This window comes from Microbacterium lacus (assembly GCF_002812805.1).
Lineage (GTDB): Bacteria > Actinomycetota > Actinomycetes > Actinomycetales > Microbacteriaceae > Microbacterium > Microbacterium lacus_A.
This window is the reverse complement of the sequence record NZ_NMUM01000030.1, coordinates 327,880-341,088: the sequence shown is the minus strand read 5'-3', so window position 1 is coordinate 341,088 and position 13,209 is coordinate 327,880. Positions and strand designations below refer to the sequence as shown.

12 protein-coding genes are annotated in these 13,209 nt (G+C 66.8%); 6 read left to right on the top strand and 6 right to left on the bottom strand.

Annotation, left to right across the window (positions count from 1 at the left end; all coding sequences use genetic code 11):
- Positions 1-61 precede the first annotated feature (61 nt).
- Together CGU34_RS11545 and CGU34_RS11540 are read left to right on the top strand one after the other, a co-directional pair.
- Positions 62-1,003, top strand: a complete 942-nt coding sequence (locus tag CGU34_RS11545) for a LysR family transcriptional regulator (protein WP_100814166.1) — start codon at positions 62-64, stop codon at positions 1,001-1,003.
- A 137-nt stretch (positions 1,004-1,140) separates the two neighbouring features.
- Positions 1,141-2,355, top strand: a complete 1,215-nt coding sequence (locus CGU34_RS11540; protein ID WP_036301396.1) for an IS481 family transposase — start codon at positions 1,141-1,143, stop codon at positions 2,353-2,355.
- Positions 2,356-2,845: 490 nt separating this feature from the next.
- Here the strand turns inward: CGU34_RS11540 and CGU34_RS11535 are convergent, their stop codons facing one another.
- The 6 genes from CGU34_RS11535 to CGU34_RS11510 form a co-directional block, all read right to left on the bottom strand.
- Complete coding sequence (locus CGU34_RS11535; protein WP_100814165.1) at positions 2,846-4,507, bottom strand: alpha-amylase family protein; 1,662 nt, start codon at positions 4,505-4,507, stop codon at positions 2,846-2,848.
- Positions 4,504-5,466, bottom strand: a complete 963-nt coding sequence (locus CGU34_RS11530) for a TIGR03885 family FMN-dependent LLM class oxidoreductase (protein ID WP_100814164.1) — start codon at positions 5,464-5,466, stop codon at positions 4,504-4,506. The genes CGU34_RS11535 and CGU34_RS11530 overlap by 4 nt, the downstream gene beginning before the upstream one ends.
- Before the next feature lie 88 nt (positions 5,467-5,554).
- A complete protein-coding gene (locus tag CGU34_RS11525) occupies positions 5,555-6,595 on the bottom strand; it encodes a lactonase family protein (protein WP_036299902.1) in 1,041 nt (346 codons plus the stop codon).
- A gap of 61 nt (positions 6,596-6,656) precedes the next feature.
- Positions 6,657-7,445, bottom strand: a complete 789-nt coding sequence (locus tag CGU34_RS11520; protein ID WP_036299904.1) for a lysophospholipid acyltransferase family protein — start codon at positions 7,443-7,445, stop codon at positions 6,657-6,659.
- Positions 7,446-7,502: 57 nt separating this feature from the next.
- Entirely contained in the window at positions 7,503-8,897 is a 1,395-nt protein-coding gene (locus CGU34_RS11515) for a DUF2254 domain-containing protein (protein WP_157811294.1), read from the bottom strand.
- A gap of 92 nt (positions 8,898-8,989) precedes the next feature.
- Entirely contained in the window at positions 8,990-9,418 is a 429-nt protein-coding gene (locus CGU34_RS11510) for a GIY-YIG nuclease family protein (protein WP_232711652.1), read from the bottom strand.
- A 155-nt stretch (positions 9,419-9,573) separates the two neighbouring features.
- On the opposite strand from CGU34_RS11510, the gene CGU34_RS11505 reads away from it, so the two are divergent.
- The 4 genes from CGU34_RS11505 (at position 9,574) to CGU34_RS11490 (ending at position 13,095) form a co-directional block, all read left to right on the top strand.
- The gene (locus CGU34_RS11505; RefSeq protein ID WP_036299908.1) at positions 9,574-9,852 is read left to right on the top strand and encodes a GlsB/YeaQ/YmgE family stress response membrane protein; all 279 of its coding nucleotides are present in this window, start codon (positions 9,574-9,576) and stop codon (positions 9,850-9,852) included.
- Positions 9,853-9,860: 8 nt separating this feature from the next.
- Positions 9,861-11,165: a serine/threonine-protein kinase gene (locus tag CGU34_RS11500; protein WP_100814162.1), complete on the top strand. Its 1,305-nt coding sequence runs from the start codon at positions 9,861-9,863 to the stop codon at positions 11,163-11,165.
- Positions 11,162-11,695 carry a hypothetical protein gene (locus tag CGU34_RS11495; protein ID WP_100814161.1) on the top strand — a complete coding sequence of 178 codons (534 nt, stop codon included), beginning with the start codon at positions 11,162-11,164 and terminating at the stop codon, positions 11,693-11,695. Before CGU34_RS11500 ends, CGU34_RS11495 begins: the two co-directional genes overlap by 4 nt.
- A gap of 116 nt (positions 11,696-11,811) precedes the next feature.
- Entirely contained in the window at positions 11,812-13,095 is a 1,284-nt protein-coding gene (locus CGU34_RS11490) for an HNH endonuclease signature motif containing protein (RefSeq protein ID WP_157811293.1), read from the top strand.
- The last annotated feature ends 114 nt before the right edge of the window (positions 13,096-13,209 follow it).

The following is a 13,209-nucleotide window of genomic DNA, read 5'->3' as shown; positions in this document are numbered from 1 at the left end:
GCGGTTACGTCGCATGTATCGAGAAACCAGCCGCGACTATGCATGCCTATAGTCTTTGCCTATGGCACGTGATTCGAGCGGCATAACGCTGCAGCAGCTGACCTATTTCATCGAGGTCGCGGCGGAGGGGTCGATCAGCGCGGCCGCCGACCTGCTCTACGTCTCTCAGCCCACGATGTCGGCGGCGATGAAAGAGCTCGAGACGCGGGTGGGTCGTGCGCTGCTGCTCCGCTCCGCCCGTGGGGTGACGCTCACCACCGATGGTGCGGAGTTTCTCGGGTATGCCCGGCAGGTCGTTGAGCAGGTCGGGCTGCTCGAGCAGCGCTACCTCGGCCGGCCGCCGCTGCGGCGCCTGCTCGGTGTGTCGGCGCAGCACTACTCGTTCGCCGTTGACGCGTTCGTGCGGATGGTCAAGGCCAGTGGAGCGGCGGAGTACGAGTTTTCGCTGCGCGAGACCCGCACCTGGGACATCATCGAGGATGTTCGAACGCTCCGCAGCGAGTTGGGCATCCTGTATCGGAACGACTTCAACCGGAACGTCATCGACAAACTGCTGAGGGATTCGGGGTTGGCGTTCCATCCGCTGTTTCTTGCCGAGCCACACATCTTCGTCTCGCGGAGGAACCGCCTGGCCTCTCGAAAGAGCGTCATGCTCGACGATCTCGCGGATCTGCCGCGGCTCACGTTCGATCAGGGTGCGAACAACTCGTTCTATTTCGCCGAAGAGATCCTCTCGACCCTGTCGAGCAAGCAAGAGATTCGGGTCTCGGACCGGGCGACGATCTTCAACCTCATGATCGGTCTCGACGGCTACACGATCTCGACGGGCATCATCAGCGACGACCTCGACCCGGAGATCGTCGCCGTGCCGCTCGACGTCGACGAACGCATCGAGATCGGATGGATCGGCCACTCCGCCATCCCGCTCACGGAGCAGGCGCTGCGGTACCTCTCCGAAGTACGGACGGTCGTCGCAGGCTTCGGGGTGGAGCTGCTCGGCTAGGACGTGCCGCCAAGCATCCTGGTGAGCTCGTGCGGGCAGCTGTGATCTATCAGGACATCTCTGACGGTTCTGGATCAATAGATCTCTGACGTTTCGGGGTCGTTTGGTCCTGACACTTCTGCCTCGATGTTTGGGGGATGAGTCGTGTTGAGCCTGTTGATCCTCGTGTCCGTCTCGCGATCGTGCAGTGGCCTTCGGATGCGCCGCGCGGGTCGGTGACGACGTTTTGCCGGGAGCATGGGATCTCGCGGGAGACGTTCTATGCGATCCGGAAACGAGCGGCGGTGGATGGGCCCGTGGCAGCGTTGGAGCCGCGATCGAGGCGTCCGAAGCAGAGCCCGATGCGGCTCGCAGAGAATGTGGCGCAGCAGGCGGTGGCGGTGCGGGCGGCGTTAGAGCGATCCGGCCTGGATCACGGCCCGATCAGTGTTCACGAGAAGATGCGGTCGCTCGGGATGGCGCCGGTGCCCTCGACGGCGTCGCTGGCGCGGATCTTCCGTGACGCGGGAGTAGCGAAAGTCGAACCGCGGAAGAAGCCGAGGGCATCGTTTCGCCGGTTCGTCTATCCGGCCCCGAACGCATGCTGGCAGTTGGACGCGACCGAGTATGTCCTCTCGGGCGGTCGGAAGTGTGTCATCTTCCAGCTCATCGATGATCACTCTCGGTTCGCAGTCGCCTCTCACGTGGCCTGGGGTGAGACGTCGGAAGCGGCGATCGCTGTTGTCCGGAAGGGGATCGAGGCTCACGGTGTTCCGCAGCGACTGCTCAGCGATAACGGGGCTGCGTTGAACCCGTCCCGTCGAGGCGTGCTGGGCCAGCTCGTCTCGTATGTGACCTCTCTGGGGGTCGAGCCGATCACGGGCAAGCCCTATAAGCCGACCACGCAGGGCAAGAACGAACGCTTCCACCAGACCCTGTTCCGGTTCCTCGATAAGCAACCCCTCGCCGACACGCTCGAGCAGTTGCAGGCTCAGGTCGACGTCTTCGATCTGGTCTATAACACCGAGCGTCCGCATCAAGCTTTGCCCGGTCGAATCACCCCGCAACAGGCATGGATAGCGACGGCGAAAGTCGAGCCACCGCGCCCCGCGCCGCGACCCGCGACTCTGCCGGCAGATGACGGGATCCGGATGACACGGGTCCGAGACAACGGCACGGTCTTCGTCCGCGGCATCCGATTCCACATCAGTCGAGCCCTCGTCGGCGCGATCGCCTACGTCGTCGAGGAAGACACCGAACTGCTCGTGTTCGATTATCAAGGCACCCTGCTCATCCAGCAGCCCTGGCCCGCACCCGGCACGAAGTACGTCGGCAGCGGCAGACCCCGCGGGCGCGGCCGCCCCACCGTCTGAGTGTCAGAGATGTCCTGACACATCAACTGTCAGAGATGTCCTGATGCAGAATCGTCAGGCATGTCCTGATACATCACACTCGTGCGGGCAGCCGGTGGAGCGTTCGTGCCCACAGCGTGCCCACGAGCTATCCGGATCTGGTTCGAACAGCCTGATCGAACCCTATGCAAGACCCGCGTGAATCCGCGGTTTCTGATCGAGCAAGATCCGGAAAAGGCCGCGAAGTAGGGTTCGATTCCCTTAGGTGGCTCCACAAATATCGAGGTTTCCGTAGCCTGGCATGATGACACTGCCGGGGCTGGATCCGAGAGTCTGCCCGACATGCGGCGATGCGCTTACCTTCGAAATCCTCGACGACGAGCGATTCCTGGTCGCTTGGACGTGCCTGATCTGTGGTCTGATCCGCGCCACCGAGCCGGTGTAGCTGAAGCACCGCCATCGCGACCACATCATCCGGTGACCGCAACGCGTAAACCCCAGCCCGAAGAAATCAGCCGATTCGCGTGTCGCCGGGTGGCGAGACCCGCAGCCAGCGGAAGCCGTAGGGCGCCAGCTCCAACTCCACACGACCGCTCACGTCCAGGGCCATGCGTTCGGGGCCGTGCAGATCGAGAAGCATCGTGCCCTCCTCGACCGCACCGATTTCCACCCGCGTGCGCACCGGCACGGCCGTGAAGTTGTGGAGGGTGATCATCCGTCCGAGTGGCGACAGAACACCGTGCGCGAGCACGCCGTCCGCGCTGGTTTCGAACAATTCCAGCTCGCCCCAGCCGATCTCGGGCGAGACACGGTAACGGCGGATGAGGTGACGGATGAATTGCAGCAGCGAGTCCGGGTCGTTCCGCTGTTTCAGCACGTTTACGTGCTCGGGGGAGTAGCCATCCCCGGGCATCGGGCCGACGAGGCGCCCGGGCGACGTCTGCGAGAACCCACCGTTCTTCCCGTCCGTCCACTGCATGGGGGTACGCACCGCGCCGCGCCCCGGCACGTCGGAGTTCTCGCCCATGCCGATCTCTTCGCCGTAGAACAGCACGGGCGTGCCCGGTAGCGAGAACAGCAGGCTGTAGACCATCCGGATGCGGCGGGGATCGCCGTCGAGCATGGGTGGGAGGCGACGCGTGATGCCGCGCCCGTAGACGCGCTGGTACTCCTCGGGCGCGAACGCCTCGAAGACCTCTTCGCGTTCGGCGTCGGACAGTTTGTCGAGCGTCAGTTCGTCGTGGTTGCGCACGAAGTTCGCCCAGGCCGCACCGTCCGGCACAGCGGGGCGCGCCGCGAGGGACTCTCGAAGAGCCGATGGATCGCTGCGCGCGAGCGAAAGATAGAGCGCCTGCATCGACATGAAGTCGAACTGCAGGTCGAGTTCGCCGCCGCGCTCGCCGCCAAAGAAGTCCAACTGTTCGGCGAACGGCAGATTGACCTCACCGAGAAGGGCGGCGTCGCTTGAACGCCGCTGCAGAAACCGCTTGAGATCGCGCAGGAAGTCGTGCGGATCGCCGAGATCGACGCCGTCGGGCGGCTCGATCAAGAACGGCACGGCGTCGATACGGAACCCCGAGACGCCGAGCGCGAGCCAGAATCCGACCGTTTTGACGATCTCGTCGCGGACGCGCGGGTTCGCGATGTTCAGGTCGGGCTGGTGCTTGTAGAAGACGTGCTGGAAGTACTGATCCGTCCGCGGATCGTGTTCCCAGACGCTCGCCTCTTCGCCCGGGAAGACGGTCGGCTGCTCGTTGGCGGGCGGTTCGTCGCGCCAGACGTAGAAGTCCCGGTAGAACGAGTCGCGGCTGCGCTTGGCCGACACGAACCACGGGTGCTTGTCGGACGTGTGGTTGACGACGAGGTCGACGATGACACGGATACCTCGGTCCTTGGCCGTGCGGATGACCTCGACGAAGTCCCCGTGGTTGCCGAGGCGGGGGTCGATGCCGTAGAAGTCGCTGATGTCGTATCCGTCATCGCGGTCGGGGCTCGGATAGAACGGCATGAGCCACAGGCAGGTGATCCCGAGATCGGCGAGGTAGTCGATACGACGCGCGAGGCCCGCGAAGTCTCCGACGCCGTCGTTGTTGTCGTCCATATATGTCTCGATGTCGAGGCAGTAGACGACGGCGGACTTCCACCACAGGTCGCTGGTGTCGGTGATGTTCACAGGGCGCTCCTCAGAGCCGGCAGCAGCGTGCGTTCGGCGCGGTCGAGAAAGGATGTCTGGTCTGTGCCGACTCCGTGCAGGTAGACGCGATCGAATCCGAGCGCGACGAGTTCGGCGATCTGAGCGGCGAGCGCTCCGGCATCTGTCGAGACGAGCGCGCCCCGACGCAGTTCCTCGTCTGTCGGGTCGCCGGCCATCGCATCGAAGTCCGCGGGCTGTTCGACATCCCACAGCGAACCCTCGATCGTCGCGTGACGCCACTGCTGCCGGAGCACCGCGAGTGCCTCCTCGTCCGAATCCTCGAGCGACACATGGACCTGAAGAACCCGCGGCCCGCGCCCGCCGGCGCTCCCGTAAGCGTCCAAGACGCCGGCGAGCACATCACGCGGCTGAGCCACGGTGGCGAGTCCGTCGGCCCACGATGCAAGCCAGCCCGCGGTCTCGGCGGTGACCGCGGCGCCGAGCAGGGGCGGCGGGGTCTCGGGTCGGCTCCACACGCGCGCTCGGTGCACCGTCACCTCGTCATCGCGGGTGACTTCTCGGCCGGCGAGCAGGTCGCGAATGACCTCGACGGATGCCTGGAGTCGTGCATTGCGTCGATCCTTGGGCGGCCACGGGTCGCCCGTGACGTGCTCGTTGACGGCCTCGCCGCTGCCGAGCGCCGCCCAGAATCGCCCGGGGAACATCTGCTCGAGCGTCCCGATCGCCTGGGCCGCGATGACGGGGTGATATCGCTGACCGGGCGCCGTGACCACTCCGAGCGAGAAAGATGTCGAGGCGAGCGCGGCCCCGAGCCAACTCCAGGCATAGCCCGACTCGCCCTGATCGAGGCTCCAGGGCGCCAGGTGGTCGGAGCACATCGCCCCGTCGAAACCGGCCGCCTCGGCACGGACGACGGCCTCGAAGAGCCGATTCGGCGGAACTTGTTCGTGGGACGCGTGGTATCCGATGAAGACCATGCGCCGAGTCTGGCGTGCCGGCGCCCGCAGGGGCAGGGGATTGCGAGAACCGCGACGTTCCCGTACGGGAACGCGCGGGGTCCGGCGGTCAGGCGAATCTGACCCAGTTCGCGCCGCCGCCGGTCTCGGCCTGCTGCAGAAGTTCGAGGCGGTCGCCGTCCACCGCGTAGAGCGAGACGGTGGTCGAGCGTTCCCCGGCTGCGACGAGCAGCGATCCGTTCGGGCTGAGCGCGAAACCGCGCGGCTGCGGCTCGGTCTCGTGGAAGATCCTGGGCGCAGAAACTCTGCCGTCCGGGCCCACGGGAGCAGCCGCAAGCGTGCTCTCCGTGCGCTCGGATGTCCAGAGCGTCGCCTCATCGCGGCCCCAGTGCACGTCGGCGCCCCAGATGAAGTGATTCTCGCGCGGGTCGGCGCCGAAGACACTGTGCCCGAGCCCCCGTGCCGGGTCAACCACCGTCGTCGCACCGCTGAACGCCAGCTCGCCGGTCGTGGTGTCGCGGGAGAAGTGCAGGACCTCGCCCGAGAACTCGGTGATCACATACACCGCATCCTGAGCCGTGTTCAGCACGAGGTGACGTGGGCCGCTTCCCTCGGGTGCCGCGACCGTCTCGGGTTCGAGCGGCTCCAGGCGCAGTTCGTCGTCGACGGCGTACTGCGCGACGAGGTCCGCTCCGAGTGAGACGAAGTAGGCGAATCGACCGTCGGTGCTGGGCTGCACCGAGTGCAGATTCGGGAACGCGATCGTGCTGACCGGCTCACCGACCACCCCGTCGTCGATGGGGCAGCTGATGCCGTAGCCGCCGCTGTAGGCGGCACCGAGCAGCAGGGTTCCGTCGCGACCGAGCGCGAGATAATTCATCCCGCCATCGGGCAGGTCGAGCCGGCCCCGCGGGGTGAGGCGCCCGGTGCTGCGGTCGAGTTCGAGTGTCAGGATGCCGGAGGGTTCACCCGGTTCGCTGCCCTTGACGCCGGCGTAAACCAAGCCGCGCGCCGAGTCGACGGCGAACGTCGAGCATCCGGTGAGCCCGTCCGTGACGGCGAGGCGTTCGAGCGTGCGGTCCACCAGTTGGAAGACGCTGATCGATCCGTCGCCCGCATTGGCGACCAGGACGAGGGGAGTGTCGGTCATCCTTCGATCGTACGTGCGGGCCCGGCGGTATCCCGCCCGAGTGAGCGGGAGTGCGCCCGCCCTAACGGTTGCGCGCCGCGGCTTTCCGCTGCTGGCGCTCGGCCTCGGCGACCGCCGCCTCTTCGGGGGTCGGGGCACTGCCGCCGAGGTGCTTCGGCTGCCACCACTGCCCCGAACCCGAGAGGGGATAGGACGCCTGTGCCTCATCGAGGAGAGCCTGCATCCGCTCGCGCAGTTCTTCCGTCATGGCTACGGGATCATCGCTCGTCGTCACCGTGAGCGGCTCGCCGACGGCGATACGCAGGGGCGCCTTGAACGCCTCGCGCAGCCGCGGGCGGTGGTTCTTGGTGCGCAGGAGCTGCCCGCCCCACACGACGATGGGGATGATCGGCGCGCCTGCCTCGGCCGCCATCCGGGCCGAACCGGTCTTGAGTTCGCGGACCGTGAAGGACGCGCTGACGCCGGCCTCGGGAAAGACCCCCAACAGTTCGCCCCGGCGGAGGGCATCGACGGCGAGTTCGTACGCGGCGCTCCCCGCGGCCTTGTCTACCGAGATGTGGCGCATAGCTCGCAGCAGCCAGCCGACGATGGGTTTGTCGAAGGCGCCTTTCATTGCGAGAAAGCGCACGTGACGCCGATTGTGCAGCCACGTGACCCACTCGACGAGCGCGAAGTCGGCGTATCCGAAGTGCGTGATCGCAAGAACACCGGAGCCGGATGTCGGAATCCGGTCTATTCCGCTGACCACCGGCTTGAGTCGCAGGACCCCGCCGAACAGCATTCGACCGAACCCGACAGCGAGGGAGTACACCGGTTCGTGACGCGACCGGGCGCTCTGCTGCGTGAACATGGCATCTACCCTGCCACCGCTTTCGGGTGGATCGGGTGGTCACGCGGGATATATCGCTCAGCTCGTCGATGACCCGGTGATAGCCAGACGTGTTCGTTCTTCGGCGATCAGCGTGAGCATCGCCGAGTTACTTGCCGGGTCCGCGGTGGTCCCGCGGATCTGCTCGTCCAGCGCATCCAGCTGGGCGACGAGCGCGGCGTCGACCTCAGAGCTGGCGCACACGAGCGAAAGCTCGGAAACGGCCTGGACAAAACGCGTGACGACGGCGGGGTGCTCGGCACCGTAGTGGCGAAGAGGGGTCAGCGAGGCATCCACATCGTCCGCCTGGCGTCGGGGCATGGTGATGACGCAGAGCTGACCGTCGGGTCCCGCAAGTCCCGCGGGCAGGCGTGACATCGCGACGAGGCGTGCGGTGATCGCGCTGAGATGGCCGAGGCCGTGCACGGCGGTGGTCGGATCGTTCACACCGGGTGACAGTGCTCGCAGGGAGATATCGAGGATCTGCTGCACACCGAAGTCGACGTCTTGCGCCGAGGTTCGTTCGTATCCGATGGGATAGGCCCTCCGGATCGTGCGCACGACGTCTTCTCGATCGGTGTCCTCTCGATCAGTGCGATCGTCCCCAGACGGCCACCACCGTGCCAGTGGCGTTCCCGTCACGACGTTCTCTCCGACCCGATGGAGCTCCTGGATCACGATCCGGTGTTCGGCGGCGTATCGGACGAGCAGATCGTGGTCGTGGCGGGTGATGAACCCGCTCGAATCCGCGACCGCCGCCGCCTCGTGCTCCGCGGTGGGCGTGATCTCGCCGGCATAGCCGGGCGTATCGGCGTTTCGCGCATGGATCAGATCGATGGTGGCATCCGTCTCGGCATGGATCTCTTTCAGCATCGTCTCGACCCGCAGCTGCGCCGCGAGATGCGCGAGGAAGAAGACGAGCATGATCACGCTCGCGAGTGTGAGAACGAAGCCGAGCGTGACGGACAGGCGCGGCACGAACTCGGCGATGTCGTCGTCTTCCGACCGCACCGACCTCAGCACAGTGAGGGAGTAGGCGAATGTTCCGAGGAATGCCGCGAGCGTCCAGTGCACTTGGCGGTCGCGCGCGAACAGGCGCAGGACACGGGGTGAGGCCTGACTGCTGGCCAGCTGCAGTGCGACGACGGTGAGCGAGAACGTCAATGAGGTCGCGGTGATCAGCGAACCGGCGATGGATGAGAGCACGGTGCGTGCGGTCTCGGCGCCGCCGTTGAACACGACGGAATCGACCGCGTTCGGCAGTTCCGGGTCGACGATCAGGTCGAGACGGGGGAGCAGGATGCCGATGACCACCGCGACCACGACCGTCGCGACGGGGACGGGCCAGAGCCGCGAATCGATCGCTTCGGACAGGGTCGCCCACCACCCGCGCCACGCGCTGGGTCCGGTGTCTCTCCGTGGTGCCTGAGGCATCCGCTCATCCTGTCGGTCGCGTCGTCTACTGCCGCCCGATGTCGCATCCAGGCAACGACGGTCCTCCCAACCTTCGCACGACGGTGATCGACTCAGGTGATCCGCCGGAGCGCTTCGCTCACCCATCGGGCGTACGACAGCCACGGGTCCGGGCACTCGAGTGCCGCGATGTGCGACACCAGCTCCGGGCCCGCGTGGAACCACTCGCCGCCCTCACGGATCCCCGCAAACTCTCGATGACGCTGCTGCTCGAGCGCCCGACCACCGAGTTCGAACGCCAGCAACTCGTCGTGCCAGATCGCCGAGAGCCGCTGCCGGGGCCTGGCCGACGTGCCGATCTTGATGCGGTCGGCATACCGCAGGTAGTAGACGACCTCCACCCGAGGTCGCTCCAGGTCGGCGTCGATCGAGTCACCGACGCGCCAATGACAGAGCGCACACCTCAGCCATCCGTCGCGGCGCTCGCCCTCCACCGCCCCGCAGAGGACACACGGGTCAGCGAGCGGGACGACGGATGGCACCCGAGAACGCTACGGTGAACCACGGACGCCGCGGTCCCGCGACGAAGATCAGCAGAACGAGAAGCCGCGGACGAAAAAGCAAGCCCCTTCCGCGCGGCGCCGGGGCGGTGCATGATCTGAACTGCTCATTTCACTCCACGAGAGGCACTACGCACATGCTCGGACTCATCATCAGCATCATCGTCATCGGACTGATCGCGGGAGCGCTCGCCCGCCTGATCGTGCCCGGCAAGCAGAGCATGGGAATCGGCATGACGATCCTGCTCGGTATCGTCGGTTCCTTCGTCGGTGGATTCCTCGGGTTCTTGCTGTTCGGCGCCGATGCACAGGACGGATTCTTCCAGCCGGCCGGCATTATCGGCGCGCTCATCGGCTCGATCATCGTCCTGCTGCTCTGGGGCGCCTTCTCGGGTCGTCGCTCGCGCCGCAGCTGAACGCGGGTATGACGGGGGATATCGCATCCGACCCGCGACGGGCCAGTGACGGCCGTCGCGGCGGGGCGGATGCTCCACGCGCACGTGCCGGCCTGCGGGGGAACACCCTGCAGGCCGGTGACGTGCTCGCGGACAGATACCGGGTCGACGAGTTCGTCGGCTCAGGCGGCATGGCATCCGTTTTTCGCGCCACCGATCAAGCGCTCGGCCGTACGGTCGCCATCAAGTCGTTCACGCCCGGCACGGCGGGCCGCGGGGACGAGGCGCGGCAGGTGTCCGAAACGCGGCTGCTGGCGTCTTTGAGCCACCACGCGCTGGTCACGCTCTTCGATGCGCACCTGCCCGAGCGTGGAGATGCGTTCCTCGTGATGGAGTACATCGACGGGGGAACGCTCGACTCGCGCCTTCTCGGTGGGGCAATCAGCGATGAGGATGCCACCTCGCTTGCGCGAGAGCTCGGCGAGGCGCTGCACGTCGTGCATGGTGCAGGAATCATCCATCGCGACGTCAAACCGTCCAACATCCTGCTGCGCCCGGCGCTGACGCCGCAGAGCACCCTCCGCCCCACGCTCGCCGACTTCGGCATCGCCTACCTCGTCGACACCACCCGTCTCACCGCGCCGGGCACCGCGATCGGCACGGCGGCGTATCTGGCGCCCGAGCAGGTACGGGGTGCCCCGCCCACGACGGCGTCCGACATCTACTCGCTCGGCCTCGTTCTGATCGAGGCGTTGACCGGTCGCCGCGCGTTCGCGCAGCAGACCCCGGTCGAGGCCATCGCCGCCCGACTGTCGATCCAGCCCGAGATCCCCGCCTCTCTCGGTCCCGGTTGGCGTTCGTTGCTCACCGACATGACCGCGCGCGATCCCGAACAGCGCCCCACCGCCCTCGAGGTCGCCTCACGGGCGCGCTCACTCGATGTCGCGCCGAGTGATCCGGCCGTGACCGCGCTTGCTGTCGATACGGGTGGCGGGGCCGACGGGGGCGCGGCATCCGTCGCACCTGTCTCGTCGAAGGGTGCGGTTTCACCCGCGCCCACCCTGATGCTGCCGACCGAAGCGCTGACGGATGTCCCGCCCGTGCCTCCCGAAGTCGCGCCGCTCGGCACTCGCGCCGAGGCGGGGCAGGCAAGCTCGCCCACCCGTGTGCGGCTGTGGTTGCTGGTGCTCGTGGCGCTGGTCGTCGCGGGCGTGCTCGCCGTCGCCCTGTGGAACGCGAACCTGCCGTCCGAACCGGCGCAACCGGATCTGCCGCAGGTGGGCGAGCCCCTCGACACGCATCTGCAGGACCTTCTCGATGAGGTGACACCGTGACGCGGCGCGCGGGATGGCTAGCCCCCGCGCTCGCTCTCACGCTCGTGTTCAGTGGGTGCGCGCAGGCGGACAGCGACCTGAATGCGGAGTCCGCTGGAGAACTGCAGTCCCTCGTGGTGTCGGTGGCAGAGACCGCCGCGACGGGCGACTATGCCGCAGCGATGGCCGAACTCGATGCGCTTCAGGCGGCGCTCGACACCGCGCGGGGCCAGGGCGACGTCAGCGACGAGCGGGCCGCGACGATCCAGACGGCGATCGATGTGGTGCGCGCCGACCTCGTGCAAGCCGCCGAATCCGCGACGCCGAGTGCGCCCGCCGAGGAACCCATCGAGGGGCCGGGGCCGGTGACTCCGGTGGCCCCGGTGGCTCCTGAGCCGGACGAGGATGAAGGCGATGAAGACGGCAGCGGTGATGAGGACAACCCGGGCAATGGGAACGACGGCAACGGGAACAGCGGGAACGGCAACGGCGGCAATGGCGGGAACGGGAACGGCGGGAACGGAAATAGCGGAGGTCGCGGTAACGGCTGAGACCGCCGGCGCGAAGTGTGAAGATGGGAAATTTCTCATCTTCACGGGGCTGATTCCGCATGATTTGGGCACTTTTCGGGGTTCGAATGTCGGTGGTCATCCGTAGAGTTTCGAACATGCATTCGAATCATGGTGACGTCGAAACGGGGGGCGTGGACGCGATCGCGCGCGAGCTCGCCGGGGAGGGCCTCGAAGCCCGGCGTGCGAATGCGCGCACCGAAGCTGCGCTCGCGCGAGTGTTTGCGAAAGCCGCGAGCGTCGGTGCGCGCCGCGTTGCCGAACTCGCCTCCCCTTCCTCCCGCGAAGCGGAGCTGCCGTTCCGGGCTTTGGCGGCAGAACTCGGCGCGGCGATGAACATGTCCGACCGGACCGTGCAGCGCCGCATGAACGATGCCGCGGTTTTGGATGAGTCGTTCCCGGCCACGTTCGCGGCGTGGGAAGAGGGACGGATCGCTGGCGGGCATGTCGCGGTGATCATGGAACACGGACTCCCCCTCACCGATCCGGAAGCGCGGGCGGAATTCGAGGCCGAAGCGCTGCTCCGGGCCGAGGGGACCACGCCCGGGCGGCTCGGGGCGTCGCTCGCGCGCCTCGCCGAGTCGTTGCAGCCCCGTCCGCTCGCGGAGCGGCACAAGGAGGCACGCGCTTTGCGGGGTGCGTGCGTTCGCGACGTCGGGGACGGGATGGCGGAGTTCATCTCCACCCAACCCGCCGTGCTCGCGCACGCGATGCACGACCGGATCACGCAACAAGCCCAGGCGTTGAAGAACGCCGACCCGACCGACACCCGCACTCTGGATCAGATCCGTGCAGACCTCGTCGCCGACATGCTGCTGACGACCACACCCACCGTCGAAACCGGTGCCGGCTTCTCGGATGGGTTCGGTGGTCTCGGGACGATCAAGGCGATCGTGAACGTCACCGTCCCCGCACTGGCTCTGGCCGGGGTGACGGACGAGCCGGCAGAGCTCGTGGGCCGGTGCCCGATCGACCCGGCCACCGCGCGCCAGCTCGCGGGACACGCGACCGGATGGGATCGAGTTCTCGCCGACCCGATCACGGGATGCGTTCTGGCCGTGGATCGGTACACGCCATCGGCGGATATGAAGCGGTTCCTGCGGGCGAGGGATCAGCACTGCCGGTTCCCCGGGTGCCGGCAACCCGCGCACCGGTGCGATCGCGACCACACCCTCGATTACGCGTTCGGCGGCGCCACGGATGTCTGCAACTTGGCTTGTCTCTGCAAACGCCATCACGTCCTCAAAGGCGAAACCGCGTGGACAGTCCGACAACTCGGAGGCGGTGTTCTCGAATGGACCTCACCGGGCGGGCATGTCTACATCGACAAACCACCCCCGGTCATCCACTTCATCCCGGACCCCGATCCGCCCCCGTTCTGAGGCCCGCCCGGTCGTGTGGCACGAGCCACGTCGACGTGTTTGCCGGGCGCGGCTCACCTGCGGGACGGTCACGAAACCTTGCATCCGCGTGGGGGCGGTTTCGCTGACCAGGGG

Coding starts and splice junctions, on each gene's coding strand:
- CGU34_RS11545 (WP_100814166.1), top strand. CDS start 62: ATGGCACGTGATTCGAGCGGCATAACGCTGCAGCAGCTGACCTATTTC.
- CGU34_RS11540 (WP_036301396.1), top strand. CDS start 1,141: ATGAGTCGTGTTGAGCCTGTTGATCCTCGTGTCCGTCTCGCGATCGTG.
- CGU34_RS11530 (WP_100814164.1), bottom strand. CDS start 5,466: ATGGTCTTCATCGGATACCACGCGTCCCACGAACAAGTTCCGCCGAAT.
- CGU34_RS11525 (WP_036299902.1), bottom strand. CDS start 6,595: ATGACCGACACTCCCCTCGTCCTGGTCGCCAATGCGGGCGACGGATCG.
- CGU34_RS11520 (WP_036299904.1), bottom strand. CDS start 7,445: ATGTTCACGCAGCAGAGCGCCCGGTCGCGTCACGAACCGGTGTACTCC.
- CGU34_RS11515 (WP_157811294.1), bottom strand. CDS start 8,897: ATGCCTCAGGCACCACGGAGAGACACCGGACCCAGCGCGTGGCGCGGG.
- CGU34_RS11505 (WP_036299908.1), top strand. CDS start 9,574: ATGCTCGGACTCATCATCAGCATCATCGTCATCGGACTGATCGCGGGA.
- CGU34_RS11500 (WP_100814162.1), top strand. CDS start 9,861: ATGACGGGGGATATCGCATCCGACCCGCGACGGGCCAGTGACGGCCGT.
- CGU34_RS11490 (WP_157811293.1), top strand. CDS start 11,812: ATGCATTCGAATCATGGTGACGTCGAAACGGGGGGCGTGGACGCGATC.